The organism is Ruminococcus bromii, from assembly GCF_928721825.1.
Classification (GTDB): domain Bacteria; phylum Bacillota; class Clostridia; order Oscillospirales; family Acutalibacteraceae; genus Ruminococcoides; species Ruminococcoides bromii.
This window is the reverse complement of record NZ_CAKMVP010000003.1, coordinates 55,532-75,887: the sequence shown is the minus strand read 5'-3', so window position 1 is coordinate 75,887 and position 20,356 is coordinate 55,532. Positions and strand designations below refer to the sequence as shown.

Annotated in this window: 20 protein-coding genes; 8 read left to right on the top strand and 12 right to left on the bottom strand. The window is 40.9% G+C overall.

Annotation, left to right across the window (positions count from 1 at the left end; genetic code table 11):
- Positions 1–277: 277 nt before the first annotated feature.
- Entirely contained in the window at positions 278–730 is a 453-nt protein-coding gene (locus QDI94_RS00605) for an RrF2 family transcriptional regulator (protein WP_278866404.1), read from the top strand.
- A gap of 62 nt (positions 731–792) precedes the next feature.
- Here QDI94_RS00605 and hemL read toward each other — a convergent pair whose 3' ends face one another.
- Genes hemL through hemA form a run of 6 tightly spaced genes read right to left on the bottom strand, consistent with a single transcriptional unit; the run spans position 793 to position 7,125 of the window.
- Positions 793–2,055 (bottom strand): glutamate-1-semialdehyde 2,1-aminomutase, encoded by a 1,263-nt coding sequence (hemL, locus tag QDI94_RS00600; RefSeq protein WP_278866403.1) that lies wholly within the window; start codon positions 2,053–2,055, stop codon positions 793–795.
- A gap of 12 nt (positions 2,056–2,067) precedes the next feature.
- Positions 2,068–3,039, bottom strand: a complete 972-nt coding sequence (gene hemB, locus QDI94_RS00595) for a porphobilinogen synthase (protein ID WP_278866402.1) — start codon at positions 3,037–3,039, stop codon at positions 2,068–2,070.
- Between the two features lie 4 nt (positions 3,040–3,043).
- Positions 3,044–4,528: a uroporphyrinogen-III C-methyltransferase gene (cobA, locus tag QDI94_RS00590; protein WP_278866401.1), complete on the bottom strand. Its 1,485-nt coding sequence runs from the start codon at positions 4,526–4,528 to the stop codon at positions 3,044–3,046.
- Positions 4,521–5,381 (bottom strand): hydroxymethylbilane synthase, encoded by an 861-nt coding sequence (gene hemC, locus QDI94_RS00585; RefSeq protein WP_278866400.1) that lies wholly within the window; start codon positions 5,379–5,381, stop codon positions 4,521–4,523. Before hemC ends, cobA begins: the two co-directional genes overlap by 8 nt.
- Positions 5,378–5,986 (bottom strand): precorrin-2 dehydrogenase/sirohydrochlorin ferrochelatase family protein, encoded by a 609-nt coding sequence (locus tag QDI94_RS00580; RefSeq protein ID WP_278866399.1) that lies wholly within the window; start codon positions 5,984–5,986, stop codon positions 5,378–5,380. The genes hemC and QDI94_RS00580 overlap by 4 nt, the downstream gene beginning before the upstream one ends.
- A complete protein-coding gene (gene hemA / locus QDI94_RS00575; RefSeq protein WP_278866398.1) occupies positions 5,986–7,125 on the bottom strand; it encodes a glutamyl-tRNA reductase in 1,140 nt (379 codons plus the stop codon). Before hemA ends, QDI94_RS00580 begins: the two co-directional genes overlap by 1 nt.
- 322 nt (positions 7,126–7,447) lie before the next feature.
- Between hemA and QDI94_RS00570 the strand changes: the two genes are divergently transcribed.
- On the top strand, positions 7,448–8,200 hold the full coding sequence (locus tag QDI94_RS00570) for a tRNA threonylcarbamoyladenosine dehydratase (protein ID WP_278866397.1): 753 nt from the start codon (positions 7,448–7,450) through the stop codon (positions 8,198–8,200).
- Between the two features lie 92 nt (positions 8,201–8,292).
- Positions 8,293–8,856 carry a zeta toxin family protein gene (locus QDI94_RS00565; RefSeq protein WP_278866396.1) on the top strand — a complete coding sequence of 188 codons (564 nt, stop codon included), beginning with the start codon at positions 8,293–8,295 and terminating at the stop codon, positions 8,854–8,856.
- Between the two features lie 87 nt (positions 8,857–8,943).
- On the opposite strand, the gene QDI94_RS00560 is transcribed toward QDI94_RS00565, so the two are convergent.
- The 4 genes from QDI94_RS00560 to QDI94_RS00545 all read right to left on the bottom strand — a co-directional run bounded on the left by QDI94_RS00560 (position 8,944) and on the right by QDI94_RS00545 (position 12,799).
- Complete coding sequence (locus QDI94_RS00560) at positions 8,944–10,002, bottom strand: sulfate/molybdate ABC transporter ATP-binding protein (RefSeq protein WP_278866394.1); 1,059 nt, start codon at positions 10,000–10,002, stop codon at positions 8,944–8,946.
- Positions 10,002–10,823 carry a sulfate ABC transporter permease subunit CysW gene (cysW, locus tag QDI94_RS00555; protein ID WP_278866392.1) on the bottom strand — a complete coding sequence of 274 codons (822 nt, stop codon included), beginning with the start codon at positions 10,821–10,823 and terminating at the stop codon, positions 10,002–10,004. Before cysW ends, QDI94_RS00560 begins: the two co-directional genes overlap by 1 nt.
- Before the next feature lies 1 nt (position 10,824).
- Positions 10,825–11,673, bottom strand: coding sequence for a sulfate ABC transporter permease subunit CysT (gene cysT / locus QDI94_RS00550; RefSeq protein WP_117522720.1), 849 nt, complete (start codon positions 11,671–11,673; stop codon positions 10,825–10,827).
- An 85-nt stretch (positions 11,674–11,758) separates the two neighbouring features.
- Positions 11,759–12,799, bottom strand: a complete 1,041-nt coding sequence (locus QDI94_RS00545; protein WP_278866391.1) for a sulfate ABC transporter substrate-binding protein — start codon at positions 12,797–12,799, stop codon at positions 11,759–11,761.
- A 532-nt stretch (positions 12,800–13,331) separates the two neighbouring features.
- On the opposite strand from QDI94_RS00545, the gene rbr reads away from it, so the two are divergent.
- On the top strand, positions 13,332–13,877 hold the full coding sequence (rbr, locus tag QDI94_RS00540; protein WP_278866390.1) for a rubrerythrin: 546 nt from the start codon (positions 13,332–13,334) through the stop codon (positions 13,875–13,877).
- An 87-nt stretch (positions 13,878–13,964) separates the two neighbouring features.
- Here rbr and QDI94_RS00535 read toward each other — a convergent pair whose 3' ends face one another.
- Complete coding sequence (locus tag QDI94_RS00535; RefSeq protein WP_278866389.1) at positions 13,965–14,939, bottom strand: Gfo/Idh/MocA family protein; 975 nt, start codon at positions 14,937–14,939, stop codon at positions 13,965–13,967.
- Between the two features lie 63 nt (positions 14,940–15,002).
- Entirely contained in the window at positions 15,003–15,395 is a 393-nt protein-coding gene (locus QDI94_RS00530; protein ID WP_278419429.1) for a hypothetical protein, read from the bottom strand.
- A 432-nt stretch (positions 15,396–15,827) separates the two neighbouring features.
- Between QDI94_RS00530 and QDI94_RS00525 the strand changes: the two genes are divergently transcribed.
- The 4 genes from QDI94_RS00525 to QDI94_RS00510 all read left to right on the top strand — a co-directional run bounded on the left by QDI94_RS00525 (position 15,828) and on the right by QDI94_RS00510 (position 20,351).
- Entirely contained in the window at positions 15,828–17,279 is a 1,452-nt protein-coding gene (locus QDI94_RS00525) for an MATE family efflux transporter (RefSeq protein WP_278866386.1), read from the top strand.
- Positions 17,280–17,456: 177 nt separating this feature from the next.
- Positions 17,457–18,707, top strand: coding sequence for a chloride channel protein (locus QDI94_RS00520; RefSeq protein ID WP_278866383.1), 1,251 nt, complete (start codon positions 17,457–17,459; stop codon positions 18,705–18,707).
- 132 nt (positions 18,708–18,839) lie between these two features.
- Complete coding sequence (locus QDI94_RS00515) at positions 18,840–19,637, top strand: CPBP family intramembrane glutamic endopeptidase (protein ID WP_278866382.1); 798 nt, start codon at positions 18,840–18,842, stop codon at positions 19,635–19,637.
- Positions 19,638–19,784: 147 nt separating this feature from the next.
- Positions 19,785–20,351 carry a GNAT family N-acetyltransferase gene (locus QDI94_RS00510; protein WP_278866380.1) on the top strand — a complete coding sequence of 189 codons (567 nt, stop codon included), beginning with the start codon at positions 19,785–19,787 and terminating at the stop codon, positions 20,349–20,351.
- The last annotated feature ends 5 nt before the right edge of the window (positions 20,352–20,356 follow it).

The window sequence follows — 20,356 nt, the reverse complement described above, 5'->3', positions numbered from 1 at the left end:
TTAATTTCATACAATCAACCCTTTTGTGTAAGACCGTCATAAGAATTTGTCTGACGGCTTCGATTGATACAGGTAGATTATACTCCATTAATCATAGTATTTCAATAGGTTTAATAAGATTTTACCTCTTGCACAATTTTTCTTTAAAATTTGCCGTAATTCCATTATTTCCTACAATGCATATTTGTTTAGTAGGTATTGATTTTTAAATTAAAAACTGTTACCATTATTATATACTCTTTCAGCAAACAAAACGCACGGAAAGGAGATGCTAAAATTGAAGATTTCAACAAAGGTGGAATTCGGAATCATCGCTGTTATTGACATTGCGTCACACTCACTAAACGGCAATGCGGTAACAACTCCCGAAATTGCCAAACGGCAAAATATATCTAAAAAGTATCTTGAACAGATTCTCTCATCACTCAGCTCGGCAGGACTTGTGCGAGGTCAAAAGGGTTCAAACGGCGGTTATGTTATTACAAAAGGCCTTAAAGAGATTACATTCAAGGACATCATAAACGCACTTGACGCAAATGTTCTGAGCAATGTTTATTTTAACACTCGGGGCGATGATGATGTTATGATAAGACTTATCGACAACAGTCTTTGGTCGAAGATGTCGTCATATCTTCAGGAATATGCCGAAAGCATTACACTTGCACAGCTTTGCGATGAGTATATCAAAAACAATGAAATTGAACACAACATTCCGATGTACTACATCTGATAGATTACAAACAAAAAGCCACCGATTTTTATGTCGGTGGCTTTTCTTGTTTTTATCGGATTTTATTTAAAGCTTTCAATAACCTGACAGGTTTTTTCAATGTCATCATCCGTGTGCGCAAATGAAACAAACATCGCCTCAAACTGTGACGGTGCGGCATAGATTCCGTTTTCAAGCAGACGATTGTAATACTCGGCATATCTCTTTGTGTCAGCTGTGGTTGCCGTGTCATAATCAACAACCTTTTTGTCGGTAAAAAATGCCGTCATAATCGAACCCACACGGTTCACATTAAGTCCTGCGTTCTTCATTGCATTTTCAATCTTTGCAGACTTGCGTTCAAGCTCGGGATATATCGAATCTTTATTTTTTTCAAGAATTTTAAGCGTTGCAATGCCTGCACTTACCGCTACCGGATTTCCCGAAAGTGTGCCTGCCTGATAAACAGAACCGAGAGGAGCAACACACTCCATAATCTCTTTTCGCCCTCCGTAAACCGCAAGCGGCATTCCGCCGCCGACAATTTTTCCGAGGGTTGTAAGGTCGGGTTTTACTCCGTAAAGCTTTTGAGCACCGCCGAGCGAAAGTCTGAAGCCTGTGATTACTTCATCAAAAATAAGAAGTGAACCATGCTTTTCAGTGATTTCACGCAGGAATTTTAAAAATCCTTTTTTGGGCGGAACAACACCCATATTTGCGGCACAAGGCTCAACGATTACACAGGCAATTTCATCACCGCAGTTATCAAAAAGCTGTTGCACGGATTCTTCATCATTATACTTTGCAAGGAGAGTTGTGTCTGTGTAGCCTTTCGGCACACCTGCGCTGTTCGGAATTGAGTTTGTCAGAAGTCCCGAACCGCCCTTTACAAGCAGGCCGTCAGAATGGCCGTGGTAACAGCCCTCGAATTTTACGATTTTATCCCTTTTTGTAAAGCCTCTTGCGACACGGATTGCGCTCATAACCGCCTCTGTGCCTGAATTTACAAGTCGGAGCATTTCAATTGACGGCATATTTTCGCGGATAAGCTCGGCAAGTTCAATTTCTCCGCTGTGGCACGCACCGAATGTAAGTCCGTTCTGACAGGCAGAAGTCACGGCTTTGATAACATCGGGCTGTTTGTGACCGAGGATATTCGGTCCCCATGAGCAGATATAGTCGATAAACTCGTTTCCGTCAACATCATAAATTTTTGAACCCTCTGCACGGTCGATAAAAAGCGGATTTCTTCCGACCGAACGACACGCACGGACAGGACTGTTCACACCGCCGGGCATAAAGTCAAGCGCCTGTGCGTATAGCTTTTCGCTTTGAGTTGTATTCATAAAAGCACTTCCCTATTTGTAAAATTCGTCAATCCATTTTGCAACATCAAGTGCGTGGTATGTGATTATGATATCCGCACCCGCCCTCTTGATTGCAATCATATTTTCGCACACAATTTTCTTTTCGTCAATCCAGCCTTTTTCGGCAGCCGCCTTGACCATTGCATATTCACCGCTTACATTATAGGCAACAAGCGGAAGGTCAAAGCGTTCGCTTGCGGCTTTTACGATATCAAGATATGCAAGTGCAGGCTTGACCATAACCATATCCGCACCCTCGTCAATATCATCTGCAATTTCACGCAGAGCCTCTTTGCCGTTTGCGTAATCCATCTGATAGCTTTTTCTGTCGCCAAATTCGGGGGCAGATTCTGCGGCGTCACGGAACGGTGAATAGTAGCCTGAGGCAAATTTTGCACTGTATGACATAATCGGAGTGTTGATAAGTCCGTTTTCGTCAAGTGCGTTTCTGATTGCAGACACTCTGCCGTCCATCATATCCGAAGGAGCAATGATATCCGCACCTGCTTTTGCAAGGCTGACAGCCATTTTAGAGAGGAGCGGAAGTGTTTCGTCATTGAGAATTTCGTGACCGCAAACAACACCGCAATGACCGTGACTTGTGTATTCACAAAGACAGACATCGGCAATAATAAGGAGTGACGGATAATTTTTCTTTATGTATCTGATTGCGTTCTGAGTTACACCGTTATCGTCATAGGCTGATGTTGCAAGCTCGTCTTTATGCTTTGGAATTCCGAAAATAAGAAGTCCTGCAATGCCGCTGTTTTCAATTTCTTTAAGAATCTCATCTGCTCTGTCAAGCGAATATTGGTAGACATTCGGCATTGAATCAACAGGCTTTTTAATATTTTCAACCTCTGCAATGAAAATCGGGTAAATCAAATCGCCCTTGTCAACTCTTGTTTCACGAACAAGACTGCGAATCTGCTCGCCTGCTCTTAATCTTCTGAATCTTCTCATATATTTATCCTTCTTTCAAAGTTACTTCCTTGATTATAGTTTTCAAAATTCCGTCTGTGTCCTTCGTTTTTGCAATCCTGAACGAATTTACGCCGTGACTTTCAAGTGCCTCGGCGGTAATTTCACCTATGCAGACAACGGAAGTTCTGTCGGAAATAATTGCTCCGCCGTCAAAAAATGTGTTCACACCCGACGCACTCGCAAAAGTGATGAAGTCGGTATCAACAACGGAATTGTCCTGTTTTTTCTCAAGCTGAATGTCATAGGTTTTGACATCGTCAAAATCAATGTTGTTATCAGCCAAAATCCGAGTGAGTTCGGGCGAACCGTTTTCGGCGCGCAGAATCAATACTTTTTCGCCGCTTTTCACCGTTTTTGCAAGCAAAATTCCAAGTTCACGGGTTGTGTAGACATTCGGAATACAGTCGGCAAAAATTCCGTACTTTTCAAGTACAGCTGCTGTTCCCGAACCAATCACCGCAAACTTGACATTTGCAAAACTGCGGATATCCTTTTTCAGCTTACGCAGTCGGCTCATAAAAATTTCTGCACCGTTCATACTTGTAAGCACCACATAATCGTAGCCGTCAATACCGTTTATTGCATTGTCAAAAACTTCGTTGTCATGATATTCAATCACCTTTAAAAGGTCATGCCTTTTGACCTCCGCACCCGAAAGCGTGAGCATTTTGCCGAGCTTGTCAGAGAGCTTTCTCGTACCTGTAACAGTAACCGAAACATTTTTGAGCGGTCTTGTAATTGTGGGGGCAAAGTCAAATTTTGCGGTTTCGCCAACCACTATAACGGCAGGCGGAACAACCTCTGCTGATTTAACATTTTCGCAGATTGTCGAGAGAGTTCCCCTCACGGTCTGATTTTTTGCACAAGCGCCGTTTGACACAACTGCAACGGGAGTATCCTCCGATTTACCGTTACGAATGAGATTTTCCGCAATGTCGGGGAGGTTTCTCAATCCCATAAGAAAGACAAGCGTTCCGTCGGTTTCGGCACATTTCTTTATATTTTCGGGCAGGGTGTCCTGTGCCGTATGTCCCGTGATTATATGAACACTTCGGCTCAGATTTCTGTGTGTAACAGGGATTCCCGCAAGTTCGGGAACGGCAACCGAGGATGAAATTCCGGGTACAATATCAAACGGAATATCGGCACTTTTGAGAGCTTCAATTTCCTCTCCGCCTCTGCCGAACACGAACGGATCGCCGCCTTTAAGACGGACAACTGTTTTGCCCTCTCTCGCCTTTTCAACAAGGATTTCGTTAATATTTTCCTGCTTTTCGCTGTGTCTGCCCGAACGCTTCCCAACGCAGATTTTTTCAGCCGTTTCGGGTGCAAAACCGAGCAATGACACATCTATAAGGCTGTCGTAAACAAGCACATCGCAATGTCTGATATACTCCGCACCACGCATTGTTATCAGGTCAAAATCGCCGCATCCCGCACCGACAATATACACTCTTCCGTTACTCAATTTCGCTCACCAGCCTTTTTGCAAGTTTGATTCTGTTTGAAATTTCATCTGTTCCGCTGACTGTTTTTTTACAGTCGGCAGACAGAGAAAGCGTTATTCTGTCGTTTTCAACCTTTGAAATTGCACCGACGGGAGTTGAACAATCGGCATTGAGGCTGTGCAAAACCTGTCTTTCGGTTTCAAACGAAAGCATTGTATTTTTGTCGCTGATTTCAGCGAGCATTTTGGAAACCTCGCTGTTTTTTCTGCTTTCAATCGCAACTATTCCCTGACACGGTGCAGGGAGAAATTCATCGGTATCAAACGGAGTTACTGTGTAATCCTCACCGTTGCAAAGGTCAAGTCTTTCAAGTCCTGCCTTTGCAAGCACAAGAGCATCGTACTCACCGTTCAACAGCTTTTTAAGTCGGGTGTCAACATTGCCCCTTACATCCTTGAATTTTGCATTAGGATAGATTTTCTCCGCAAAAAGCTTTCGCCTTAAACTGCCTGTTCCGATGACAAAACCGTCCTTTGTTTCAAAATTGTTGCGTGTAACAAAAACATCGCCATAACTGCCCCTTGGCAACACGGCGGAAATTTCAAGTCCGTCTGCAATTTTTGTCGGCAAGTCCTTTGCACTGTGAACGGCAACATCTATTCCTCCGCTCAAAAGTGACATTTCAAGTTCCTTGATGAACACACCTTTTCCGCCCAAAGCTGCAAGCGGTTTGTCAAGGGTTTTGTCGCCTGTTGTCGAAATGTAAACCGTTTCAATTTCAACATTCGGAAAACGGTTTTTCAGCGTTTTTATTAACATTTCGGTTTGTGCAAGGGCAAGCCTGCTTTTTCTTGTTCCGATTTTTATCGTCATTGTTCGTATTCCTCAATCAAATTTTCAACAGTTTTTTCATCGGGTTCAAGTCCCGAAAGGCAAAGCGAAAGAAGCTGTTCAAAAATCTTCCTTCTGTCATCTTCCATTTCAACCTTCTCCTTAATTATCGGGCGATATTTCCACAAAACCTCGGTTGTGTTTTCGTTCATACTTTCAAGGATTCCCACAAAAAGCTCTTTAAGATATTTTGCGTAAATCGGACTTTTGCCCGATGTTGTAATTCCTGCCGTTATGCCGTTTTTGCTTGCAATTGCAGGAAAAATAAATCCGCATTTTTCCTTATCGTCAACTGTGTTGACAAGAATATTTTTCTCGTTGCAAAGCTGAAAAATTCTGCCGTTGAGCGTTTCATCATCGGTTGCGCTGATAACGCAAAACGCACCGTCAAGGTCGCTGTCACAAAATCTGCGGTCAATGATTTTCACATTCAAAGCCTTGATTTCATCGCAGATTTTCGGGGCAACAACGGTTATGTCCGGCGAAAACGGCATCAGCTTTTCAATCTTTCTGAGTGCAACCGTACCGCCGCCGACTACAAGTATTTTTTTGTTTTCAATGTCAATATAAAACGGGAAGTATGCCATTAGTTATTCTCTCCGCACTTTCTGTAGATTTCAAGAATTCTTGCAAATTCTTCTGCCGAAACATCGGATTTCAGCTTATAAATGAATTTTTCCGAAAAATCTGACGGCATTGCGTTTTTCACAGACTGCATACACGGCAAAAATTCGTGAAAGGCAAGGTCTTTTTTGAGAACTTCAATTTCCTCAAAAATTATTTCTTTTGCACTTTCAACGCTGTCGAGTTTGAGAGCATTGTTCTCGTTTGCAAGCTGTTTTATGCAGTCAATGTTAATGAGCCTTACTCCGCTTATTTTAGGAATATTTTCATCAATGTCGGGCGGTACGGCAAGGTCAATAAACAGCCTTGATTTTTCGGTTTTTATATTCTTTTTTAAATCATAATATGTAACCGTGTAATGCGGTCCGCTTGTGGCACTGATTACGCAGTCTGCAAAGTCAAACGCTTTGTATCTTTCGTCATAATCAATCACATTCGCACCCGTATTTTCAAAAACAGTTTCTGCTTTATGTTTTCGTGAAGTCACGGTAACGCTTATACCTTTGTGCGACAAGAGATTTTTCACAACGGTTGAGCCGACCTTGCCTGTTGCACCGATTACAAGAACATTCAGCTCACCGTCTTTGAATTTTGCCGCCTCGTTTGACGCAAGAGTTGCAACGGAAACCGATGTTTTTGAAATGGCGGTTTCGGTCTTGATTTTTTTTGCACAGGCAACAGCCGCCTGAACGCACATATTAAGCTCATAGGCAACCGTGCCGTTATCCTTTGCAAAGGCGTAGGCTCGCTTTAGCTGACCGAGTATTTCATCTTCACCGATAACCATTGATTCAATTCCGCCTGCCACCCTGAAAAGATGGAGCAAAGCCCTGTCACCGTAGAAAAGACAGATGTACTTTTTTAGTTCGTCAAAATCAATTCCCGAAAAATCCGAAAGAACGGTTTCAACCGTTTTCACAGATGATTCGTCACCGCAAAAATAAACCTCGGTTCTGTTGCAGGTGCAGAGAATCAAACACTCGCTGATATTTTCAAAATAATAAAGTTCGTCAAGAAATGTCTTTTTTTGCTCATCGGGAAAGGCAAGCTTCTTTCTCACAACCACATTTGAAGTTTTGTGACTTACGCTCAGGCAGTACATAAAAAATTCGCTCCGTTACAAATAAAATCCGACAGTAAAATACACTTTTAAAGTTATTTTATTACTGCCGACAGCTATTGTCAATTAAAGTTAGTCAGTTATTTTACCACTAAACCTATCTGTTTGGTATGTTTTGATTATACTACATTCACTGTTCCATGTCAATAAATTTCGGGTTTTGCTTGACAAAAACAGTGATTACAATATAAACTATACAAAGATACCTCCCGTCAGCAAACAACGGGAGTTTTATTCCTATGTAAATACTTATTGTACCGATAGGAATACTAAATGATTTGAATATGTATTAAGGAGCGTTTTTATGCTTAATCAGTTTTCAAGAACACAGCTTTTGATTGGCAAAGAAGCTATGGACAGGCTTTCAAAAACAAGAGTTGCAATTTTCGGAATCGGCGGTGTAGGCGGATACACGGCGGAGGCTCTTGCAAGGAGCGGAGTCGGCGAGCTTGACCTTATTGACGACGACAAGGTGTGCCTTACAAACATCAATCGCCAGATTTTTGCAACAAGAAAAACAGTAGGCAAATACAAGGTTGATGTTGCAGAGGAAAGACTCAAGGACATCAATCCCGACATAGTCATCAACAAACACCAGACCTTCTACACTCCCGAAACCTCGGAAAAATTCGACTTTTCAAAATACGACTATGTAGTTGACGCAATTGACACGGTAACAGGCAAAATTGAGCTTGTTATGCAAGCCGACAAAGCCAAGACGCCTATCATCTGTTCAATGGGAGCAGGCAACAAGCTTGATCCTACAGCATTTGAGGTTGCCGACATTTACAAAACCTCGGTCTGTCCTCTTGCAAGGGTTATGAGACACGAACTCAAAAAGAGAGGCATCAAAAAGCTGAAGGTTGTTTATTCAAAGGAAAAGCCTATCACACCCGTTGACGATATGGCAATCAGCTGTAAAACAAATTGCATATGCCCTCCCGGGACTGAAAGAAAATGCACCCAACGCAGACAGGTTCCCGGCAGCACCGCATTTGTTCCGTCGGTTGCAGGTCTTATCATAGCCGGCGAAGTTATCAAGGATTTGATTAAGTAAACTAATATAGTTGTCTTTTCATTTTAATTTGCTATTGTTAAAAATTGCAATTTATAGTATAATTATCCTAATAACTATTTAGAGGTTGCAAAATGAACAGATATATAATTATTGCAGGAGTTAACGGAACAGGAAAATCAAGTCTGCGTGGTGTTCTTGAAGGACAGGAAGTTTTGCTTGGTCATATAATTGATGCTGATGCTATTGCAAAAATAAACAATTACGATAACATAAAGGCGGGTAAAAAAGCAGTTGAAGAAATAAAATACTGTCTTGATAACAATATTTCTTTCACACAGGAAACCACTCTTTCAGGACACAGAACCGAGAAAACAATTCAGCAGGCACGAAAACAGGGCTACTATGTTATTATGTACTATGTAGGTCTTAACTCAAAAGAAGAAAGTCTTGCAAGAATTGAAAACAGGGTACGGAAAGGCGGTCATGATATTCCGAAAAATGATGTGTGCAGAAGATTTGATAACCGCTTCGATTCTTTAAAAAGAATTGTTCCGCTGTGTGATGAAGTAATTTTTTATGATAATGAAAACGGATTTATTAAAGTTGCCGAAATAAAAAACAACAAATTCAATTATTCAAACGGTTACAGACCTAAATGGATTACAGAATTTGAAAATAAACTGAAATTAGGCTAAGGAAAAGCAAAGCACCGGGAGAAATTGCCCTCGGTGCTTTGCTTGTTTTTATAGGATTTTTTACAGTTGATATCGTGATTAAACAGATTAGATGATAACCGATTCTTCCTGAAGTGATTTGTTACGGAGGATCTGAACCTCATCGCCTTTGGTAATGAAAAGCCGATAAAGAAATACATTGACCTTTTCTCCGACGGTAATCGGAGTTTCGTCAAGTCCTCTGTACGCATAAACCGTGCCTCCGTCACATTTTACGGCAATTTCGATATTGTCACCTCTGAATGAAGTCTTTATAACCTCGCCGACGGATACAGACGCTTTTTGTGCGGTTGTTTCGCTGAGCTTTGTCACCTTTACAAATTCGGGACGGATAACTGCACGGTCAACATTATCGACAACATCAAAGGTCTTGAACTTTGTATAATCGTCAAGCGTAGTAGTCTGACCGAAAAATGATGCAGAAAATGCTGTATCGGGATGCTGATAAATATCAATCGGCGAGCCTATCTGCTCAATTCTGCCCTTGTTTGTAATTATAATTTCATCGGCAACCTCAATAGCCTCGCTCTGATCGTGGGTTACAAATATACTTGTAACGCCGAGTCTTTCAATCATATCTTTAAGCCATGAGCGAAGCTCCTGCCTAACCTTTGCGTCAATTGCGGCAAATGGTTCGTCAAGCAGAAGAAGATTCGGGTTTGGCGCAAGCGCTCTTGCAAATGCAACACGCTGTTTTTGACCGCCCGAAAGCTGGCTTGGATAACGCTTTTCAAGACCTTCAAGACCGATAAGCTTTACAAGCTCGTTTACTCTTTCCTTGATAAATTTCTTGCTCTTTTTCTGAATTTTCAGACCGAAAGCAATGTTATCGAAAACTGTCATATATCTGAAAAGAGCGTAGTTTTGGAATACAAAGCCTATGCCTCTTTTGCTTGCGGGAATATCGTTGACAACCTTTCCGTCAATTACAATTTCGCCGCTGTCGGGATTTTCAAGTCCTGCAATCATACGAAGAATTGTTGTTTTGCCGCTGCCCGAAGGACCGAGAAGTCCGATAAGCTTACCCTTTTCAATACCAAAGTTTACATTGTCGGATGCCTTGTAGTCACCGAAAGTTTTATTTATATTTTTAAGCTCAACATACATTACGCATCCTTCTTTCCTTTGTATTCAACCACACTTCTGATAACCAAAATCGCAATCGCCATAAGCACAAGTATTGATGAAACTGCAAATGCGGGAACATACTTGAACTCATTGAACAAAATTTCAACAAGGAGAGGAAGTGTGTTTGTTTTTCCTCTTAAATGTCCCGAAATTACCGAAACTGCACCAAATTCACCCATTGCTCTTGCGGCACAGAGTACAACTCCGTAAAGGAATGCCCATTTTATGTGCGGAAATGTTATTTTTCTGAAAATTGTCGTGCCTTTTGCACCCATAAGTGCGGCGGCTTCTTCCTCATCCGTACCCTCGGATTCAAGCACGGGAATAAGCTCCCTTGAGATAAACGGGAATGTTACAAATACGGTTGCAAGGATAATTCCCGGAACGGCAAAGATAACCTTGATTCCAAGTTCGCTTAAAAGCGGATATATCGGGCTTTGTCTGCCGAATGTGAGTACAAATATAAGACCTGCGATTATGGGCGAAACCGTTACGGGGAGGTCGATGAGTGTTGTAAGAAGTTTTTTGCCCTTGAATCTGAACTTTGTAATTGACCAGGCGGCAAAAATTCCGAATACCGTATTGAACAGTACCGCAAACACGGTTGCCTCAACAGTAAGCACAATTGCCTTTACCGTGTAATCATCGCTGACAGCCTGCCAGAACACCTCTGCACCGCTTTTGAAAGCCTCGCAGATTACCGTAACCAAAGGAAGAACGAGCATTACGAATACAAATAAAAGTGCAATGCCTATGAGTATGTACTTTACAACCTTTGAACGCTTTGTTTCTTCGTACATTTTATCTTCCCCCTTTCAGAATTTTTGCATTTCTGTGCTGAACCATATTTACAAGGAACAGAATCAAAAAAGATGCGGCAAGCATTACAAGTGCGATTGCCGTTGCACTTTTGTAGTCATATTCCTGCAGCTCCGACATAATGATAAGCGGAGTGATTTCTGTTTCAAACGGCTTGTTGCCTGCAATGAAAACAACCGAACCGTACTCACCAAGACATCTTCCGAATGCAAGACCAAAGCCTGTGAGAACCGAGGGAAGAATTTCGGGAAGAATAATTTTTCTGAAAATTCTGAATCTGCCGGCACCCATAACTCCTGCCGCCTCTTCATAAACAGGATCAAGCTTTTCAAGAACAGGCTGAACTGCTCTTGTTACAAAAGGTATTCCCACAAATACAAGTGCAACCGTAATACCAACTCTTGTGTAGGCAATGCTTATGCCGAACTTTGCAAAAAATCCACCAATAAGACCTGTGTCGGCAGTCAGAGAAGTAAGTGCAATGCCTGCAACCGCTGTCGGAAGTGCAAACGGAAGTTCAATCATACCGTCAAGAATTCTTTTGCCCGGGAATTTGTAACGAACAAGCACCCACGCAAGAATTACACCCATAACGGCATTGATGAGAGATGCAATAAATGCAGTTATAAAGCTAACCTTGTAGCTTGCAAGCACTCTTTCACGGGTGATTGCCTCCCAAAATTCAGAGGGGCTCATCTGTGCCGTATAAATAACGAGAGCGGCAAGAGGAATCAGCACAACAAGGCTTAATAATGTAATTGTTACACCCAAAGAAAGACCGAAGCCCGGGATTACTCTTTTTGCTTTTTTTGACTTTTTTGCCTGAACCATTATCACACCTGTTTCCCCTGTAAAATATCATCCGACATCAGACAAAATTGCCTATAAACTGCCTGATATCATTTTTTAATCGGTTTTATTTTTTCTCGTAAATCTTATCGAAGATACCGCCGTCTGCAAAGTGCTTTTTCTGAGTCTCGTCCCAACCGCCGAAATCGTTGATTGTTACAAGATTAATGTTGAGGTCGAACACATCGGAGTATTCCTTCAAAATTTCCTTATTATAAGGGCGGTAATAGTTATCGCCTGCAATACGCTGAGCCTCATCGCTGTAAAGATAACTTAAATACTCTGTTGCAACCTTTCGAGTGCCTCTTTGGTCAACCACTTCGTCAACAACGGCAACAGACGGCTGTGCAAGAATGCTGACGCTCGGAGTAACGATTTCGTACTCATCGGGATTGTCCTTGATAGAAAGGTACGCCTCATTCTCCCAAGCAAGAAGAACATCGCCCTGTCCGTTTTCTACAAATGAAGTTGTAGCACCTCTTGCGCCTGAGTCAAGCACAAGCACATTTTGATAAAGCTTTTTAATGAAATCTTCAATTTTTGCCTCATCACCGTTATATTTCTTGTCTGCATATGCCCAAGCGGCAAGGTAGTTCCATCTTGCACCGCCCGAAGTTTTCGGGTTTGGAGTGATAACGCCCACACCGTCTTTTGCAACATCGTCCCAATCCCTGATATTTTTCGGATTACCTTTGCGAACAAGGAATACAATTGTTGATGTGTATGGTGAAGAGTCATTGTCAAACTCATTTACCCAACCGTCCTCAATCAGACCTGCGTCACGAATTGCATTTACATCATATTCAAGTGCGAGTGTTACAACATCCGCCTCAAGACCGTTTGCAACCTCAAGAGTCTGTTTGCCCGAACCGCCGTGTGACTGGGTAACTTCAACATCCTGTCCTGTTTCTTCTTTCCAATGCTTTGCGAAAATCTTATTATATGATTCATAAAGCTCTCGTGTAGGATCATATGAAACATTTGTTAATGTTACTTTTGAATCGTTTGTTGTATCTTTATTACCGCATCCTGTAAAGGCAACCGCTGACGCACCCAATACTGAAACTGCCAATACTGCCGATAATACTTTTGTTCTTAAATTTTTCATTTTGATTACCTCACTTTAAATTAATTTGATTTTAGATTCTGACAGGCAATTACATACAACAGTACGACTTGCCCCCAAATGAGGTACACATTCGTATTTTCTTCAGATTGTAAATGTTTTTCATAAGCGTCACCTTTTGGATTTTTGAGGTTATTTTGTTACCCTACAATTCCTATCAATTTACTATGTGTTTCTTTGAGAACTATTTTATACTGTACAGGGTGAAAAGTCAAGGTAAAATTTTCACACATCCAACACTTTAGCAAATTGCAACAATACACAAGCAATATTTTTCGCAAAAATAGTAATAAAATCGAAAAAACAGACATAAAATAACGGATAGGTATTTTCAAATGAAATATGCCTATCCTAAAAAAGAAATATTTTTTTGCGTAAATCTATTGACAAATCTATATAAAAAAGGTATAGTAGTATTAAATCAATAATGATTATTATTTTATTCAAAAATTAAATACACAAAGGCGTATTGATTATTTTAAATTTCAAAAATTAATTTAACGGAGGAAATATTATGGCTAAAACAACAAAGTATTCGGGAACACAGACAGAAAAGAACCTTGAGGCTGCTTTTGCAGGTGAATCGCAGGCTCGTAACAAATACACATATTTTGCATCTGTTGCCAAAAAGCAGGGCTTTGAGCAGATTGCAGACCTTTTCTTAAAAACGGCAGACAACGAGAAAGAACACGCAAAAATGTGGTTCAAGGAGCTTAACGGAATCGGCGACACAGCCGAAAATCTTCTTGCCGCTGCCGAGGGCGAAAACTACGAGTGGACAGATATGTACGAAGATTTCGCTAAAACTGCCGAGGAAGAAGGCTTTACAGAGCTTGCACACAAGTTCCGCCTTGTTGCCGCAATTGAAAAGCACCACGAAGAAAGATACCGTGCATTACTCCGCAATGTTGAAGCTGCAGAAGTTTTCAAAAGGAGCGAAATCAAGGTTTGGGAATGCCGTAACTGCGGTCACATTGTTGTAGGCAAAGAGGCTCCCGAGGTTTGCCCCGTCTGCAACCACCCACAGAGCTATTTTGAAATCCACGCAGAAAACTACTAATTCTGATTTAATCAAATATATAAAGGAAACTCCACCGCATTTCACGGTGGAGTTTTGTGTTTAGTATCAAATTAAATTCAAAAAAACTTACTCTTCTTCTGGATATTTCATACCCCAGCTTTTGCGGATGTCGGTCATGATTTTCATAACATCCTTTGTGTAGTCAAGGTGCATAAGAGCCGTGTCGCCCTCTATCGCCTTTTCCATATCTTCAACCTCATAAAGCAAAGCGTCCTTTGTCTGACCTGCCGAGATTGTTTCACAATGGCCGTCAGCCGTGTATGTAATCTTTGCCTCCATGCCTCTGGGATATTCAAAGATTTCAACATAACCCTTGTCAAACGAGATTGTGCCACGCTTTGGCTGTTTTGCGTGAAGCGAAAGAATGACAGTTGCCATTTCCTCCTCTTTATTCTTTAAAAGAATACTCGCTTGTTCGTCAACGCCTGTTTCGGCATATTTAACCTGCGACAACACATCGTTTGGGCATGAGCTCATAAACATACGAACAAACGAAAGTGCATACACGCCGATGTCAAGCATTGCACCGCCTGCAAGGTTGCGGTTGAAAAATCGGTTGTTCATATTGTACTCTTTGTAACTGCCGAAATTCATCTGAATAAGCCTAAGCTCGCCAAGGTCACCTGAATTTACCTTTTCAAGAAGTGCCTTGTAAATCGGCATATGGAAAATTGTCATTGCCTCTGCAAGCACAACATGGTTTTTCTCTGCAAGAGAGATTGCCTCGTCAAGTTCATCTGAATTAAGCGTTATCGACTTTTCGCACAAAACATGCTTTCCTGCCGCAAGAGCCTTGCGAAGATATTTTATATGCGTGTTGTGCGGTGTGGAAATGTAAATTATGTCAACATTTTCGTCTTTAAACAGCTCGTCAATATCGTTGTAAACCTTTTCAATACCGTACTTTTCGGCAAATGCAACCGCCTTTTCATGGGTACGGTTTGCAACGGAATAAAGTTTCTGTCCTCTGCTTTTGAGTGCGGTTGCAAGCTCATTTGCGATAACTCCGCAACCGAGTGTTGCCCAGTTGTAGTTTTTCATAAAAACACCTCCGTATATTTTTCGAGAAAAGTTTAACACACGGAAATGCGTCTGTCAACGGTATTAGATGGCTTTTCTCGTATCTGCCCCGTACTTTTTCATAATCTTGCGAAGTTCGTTATTTTCGCTTTTTGAAAGGCTAAAATACATAAATCCGTGCTTAACAGTTTCATCACCGTCACACGCAGGCATATATGTATTACAGCCTATTCTTATTGATGCCTTTTCGGAAAAACCGCAAGACGGTGAATCAAAATATGCGGATTTGCCCTCAAACATTTTCTTCACGGTTTCGGCATCTTCGGCAGACATCTTGGCGTCAACCTTGTCGCAGTACTCAACATCAAAATACACGGTAGGCTCACACGCATAGAAACTGATTTTCGGCACGGCAAATACTGCGGCGGCAACGCATAAAACAACTGCAACCACAATTACAGCAATCTTTTTCTTCATAACATTCACTCCTTTTCGCTTATCCCTTTAAACATATATTATATTAAGATTGTATCATTATAATTTAATCGGCATATACATCAATTTTAAAATCATTTATTTGTAGGTTAAAAAATTTTTCGTCAATGCTTACAAGAGAGCAATTTTACTTTTGTTGAAGAGGCACAAATTGCATACAAATTCAAAGCCTTGCTTATTGAGAAAAATCGGTCTGAAAATATGCAGAAAAGCAGTTTTTACCATATTATAAAGGCATAAAAAGAAGAATTTTGACGAGATAGTTATTGTAACTAAAATTGTGAGCAAAGTAAACTTTATGTTTATAAGGTATTTTGCTTGTTTATTTCAGGCAACAGGATTACAATAATTGTGGAAAATGGAAAAGAATGGTATTGTTTACAAAGATTATGTGATTGAAGAGGTTAGAAATTAATGGGAAAAGTCAAAAAAATGCCCTCACTTGCGTTTGCAAGTCTGTTTAAAAGAAACAAAGGTCAGAATACCGTAAAAGAAAAGCGACGGCGCTCACACCAGATAAATATGCTGGAAGGTCCGCTCGGAAAAAAAATTCTTCTTTTCACACTTCCGCTTGCAGGATCCAGTATTCTTCAACAGCTTTTCAACTCAACCGATGTTGCAGTGGTCGGCAGATTTTCAAGCAGTCAGGCACTTGCCGCAGTCGGAAGCAACGCTCCGCTCATCAATATGCTTGTGCTGTTATTCACGGGACTTTCGGTCGGCGCAAATGTTTTGATTGCACGATATATCGGTCAAAATGACCGTAAAAAGGTTTCGGAAGCTGTTCACACGGTAATAACACTTTCACTTATATGCGGATTTCTTCTTCTGATACTCGGTCAGGTTATTGCAGCACCGCTGTTAAGGCTGATGAACACACCGGATGATGTAATTGACCTTGCGGCAACATACCTGAGAATTTACTTTATGGGCATGCCGTTTGTAATGCTCTACAACTTTGGTTCGGCAATTTTGAGAAGTGTAGGCGACACAAGCCGTCCGCTCTACTGTCTTGTAATTTCAGGTATTGTAAATGTTCTTTTGAACCTCTTCTTTGTAATCGTCTGCGATATGAGCGTTGCAGGAGTCGGCATTGCAACAGTAATTGCCGACGGCATAAGCGCCGGACTTGTTATGATGTTCCTCATCAGAAACGAAGACGAGTCAATCAGAGTCAATCCAAAAAAACTTTCATTCAAGAAAGAACATCTCATTATGATTTTGAAAATCGGTGCTCCTGCAGGTATTCAGGGTATGGTTTTCTCAATTTCAAATGTATTCATTCAGACAGCCATAAACGGCTTCGGTTCACAGGCGGTTGCAGGCTCATCGGCTGAACTCAACTTTGAGTACATTACATTCTATATAGTAAGTGCGTTCAGCCAGGCAGCCGTTACATTCACAAGTCAGAACTACGGCGCACTTCAGTTTGACAGATGCAAAAAGGTGTTTAGGCTTTGTATGCTTTTCAGCTGTATTTTCACAGGCTGTGTGAGCGTTATATTCATGCTCGGAAGCGGATTTTTCATCACCTTCTTCACAACCGACCCCACCGTTATCAAGTACGCAATCATCAGAATGGCGATTGTTATGCTCCTTGAGCTTATGACAGGTTCATACGAAATCAGCGGCGGTGCGCTCAGAGGAATCGGACATTCACTCCTCCCTGCAATCCTCACAATCTTCGGTTCTGTTGTGTTCAGAATCATCTGGCTCTTCACGGTATTCAAGGCATACCATACCTACGATATGCTCCTTATGGTTTACCCCGTTTCATGGCTTATCACAGGCACATCCGTTTTGATTGCCTACTTCATCATCAGAAAAAGAGAATTCAAAAAGGTAAGCGCCGCTTTTGAAATTTAAAATCAAATAGGTTTTTATGGCTGACATCGGCATTGGTGTCAGCTGTTTTTGTTTAGAAGAGGCTCTAAAATTAAAAAAATAATAAAAAGCAATTATTTCGTACTTTTTGTGCGGAATAATTGTTTTTTTGCTGTGTTTTATGTTATAATCCAATTATAAACATACGGAGGTGCGACAATGACTAAACGGACTGTTGCCAACAATTTTTTATACTACATTTTTTGCGGATTCAGCGGTGCGGTTACTTCGCTGATAGTATGGCTGTTTCTAAAACTTATGGGCTTGGGAATCGGTCTTGTGTGGGATGCAATTCCGTCAAATTTTGATTTCAAATTTTATCCGATTATCGTCTGTACGGCGGGCGGACTTATTCTCGGAATATGGCAAAAGCTGACAAATGCCGTTCCCGATGAACTTGACGAGGTTATGAAAAAGGTAAAAAAAGATAAATTTTACCCGTATAACAAGGTGCTTTTGCTCTGCATTTCGGCACTTTTGCCCCTTGTTTTCGGCGGAAGTCTCGGTCCCGAGGCAGGCTTGACAGGCGTTATCGTCGGACTTTGCTACTGGGCAGGAAGTCATATGAAAGACGCTAAAAGTAAAATTCCCGAACTAATGCAAATCGGCATAAGCGCAACCCTGAGTGCGGTATTCTACGCACCGCTTTTCGGTCTTGCATCGGTCAATGAAGAAAGGCTTGACAGCGAAGAAAAGCCTACCGATATCCGTTCAACAAAGCTTATTTCAAACATCATTGCCGTACTTTTTGCGGCGGGAACTCTGTTTTTGCTTAACTCGATTTTCGGCGGAAGTATGGGACTTCCACGACTCGGGGGTTATAACATTACAAATTTTGAGCGTTTGTGGGGAATTCCCCTCGCACTTTTGGGCGCTGTATGCGGTTTTCTGTTTATCATATCTTCAAAGATTTTCGGAAAATTTTTCGCACTCATTCAGGGCAAACTCGGCATTATTATCAGCACAACTCTCGGCGGAATTATCCTCGGTGTTATGGGTACATACCTCCCCCTCACAATGTTTTCGGGCGAAGAAAGCATTACCGTTGTCAAGGAAAGCTTTGCCGAATTTGCACCGTGTATTCTTATTATCAGCGGTGTGCTTAAACTTGTTCTCACAAACATCTGCATAAAGTCGGGTTGGAAAGGCGGTCACTTCTTCCCCGTCATCTTCTGCGGAGTGAGCATTGGCTACGGTGTTGCTATGCTCGGCGGACTTGACACGGCATTCTGTGCGGCAGTCGTAACGGCAGGACTTCTCGGTGTCACAATGAAAAAACCGCTTGCCGTAACAATGCTCCTTTTGCTCTGCTTTGACGCAAGAGTTATTCCGTGGATTTTGCTCGCCGCATTCCTCGGAAGCATTATTCCGACTAAAATTTTCGGCAATAATAAAAAGAAAGCTAAGTAAGCATATAAAAAACCGCCTTTTTCAAGGCTGTTTAAAAACGCAACCGCAAGGGAACCCGTGGTTTCTTGAAGCAACTGTACTTTTCAGGTTAAAATCAAACTGTAATTTAACTTTGAAAGGTGAGTAAAACTTATGAACAAAAAGCCGAACTACTTAAAAAGGTACATTATCAGCTCATACGCTTTGATATGGTTTTTGATTATTTTTGTTGCAGGAACGGCAAGTATGATATTTCACGCACCGCCTGTTGTGATGTGGATTGTCCGAAATCTGCTTGCGTGGTCGCCTACAATTTTGCTTTTATTCGGCTGGAAATTTTTCAGACCAACCGAAAGCAGAATAACTTTCATCAAAAGATGTTTTTCGGAAAAAATTAAAATTTTCCCCTTACTGCTATCTTTCTTTTTGACTTTTGGCATAAGCATTTTATCATTGTTCATTTTTTCGATATTTGACGGAAAGCCGATGATGTCTTATATCAATTTCGGAACAACTGCGTTGCCGCTGAGCATATTTTTATCGTTCACCTCAGGACCTACAGGCGAAGAACTTGGGTGGCGAGGCTTTATGCGTGAAGAATTTAACAGCAGATACTCATTTGTAAAATCGTCAATTTGTCAGGGACTTGTTTGGTGTTTTTGGCACACACTTTTGTGGATAGTTGATTCAGAATTTACTGATTTGAGGGCTATTCCCTACATCATTTCAAACATTGTCGTTATCACATCAATCACCGTTCTGATGAACATTTTTCTTGAAAGGCACAACAATCTGATTTACTCTGTGCTTTTGCATTTTGGGTTTAACATAATTTATGTATTTCTCAATGCCGATATAATGTTCTTTGTGATACTGACAATCCTCTATTTAATCATTACTCCGCTTGCCGTGTTGTTCAGAAATAAGACTAAAATCCGCAACCAACGCTAACATTTCGGTTAAATTCAGTTGATAGACACGATCAAATTTTTAATGTAAAATTTGTAGGAAATTATTTTTTAATATGGTGAAAATTAGTTTTTCGCTTCAAAACAGTAAAAGAAAATAATATATACAACTTATTTTAGGAGGATAAATATGCTTACACATATTGGAACAGACACTATAGAAACAGAAAGATTGATACTCCGCAAATTTAAAATTTCAGACGACGAGGCTATGTTAAAATATTGGATTGCCGATGAAAAAATTCAATCTCTGTATTCCGAACCTGTTTACACCACAAAAGCAGAAGTTGATGAACTTCTCGAAAAATATATCAATTTGTATCAAAAAAATGATTACTACCGTTGGGCAATCATAGAAAAAAATTCAGGTGAATGTATAGGTCAGATAGCATATTTTCTTGTTGACAGCAAAAATAATTTTGCCGAAATAGAATATTGCATAGGCTCTGATTTTCAATGCAAAGGATATGCTACCGAAGCAACGAAAGCAATTATACAATATGGATTTGATAAAATTAATCTGCACAAGGTACAGATTTGTACAAAGACAATAAATAAACCTTCAAAGCGTGTTATAGAAAAATGCGGTTTTACATATGAAGGAACATTGCGTGATTACTTTTATATGGACGGAGAATATGTAGGTCGATTGTATTTTTCCATGTTAAAAAGTGAATTTGAATCAAAACAAAATTAAACAGG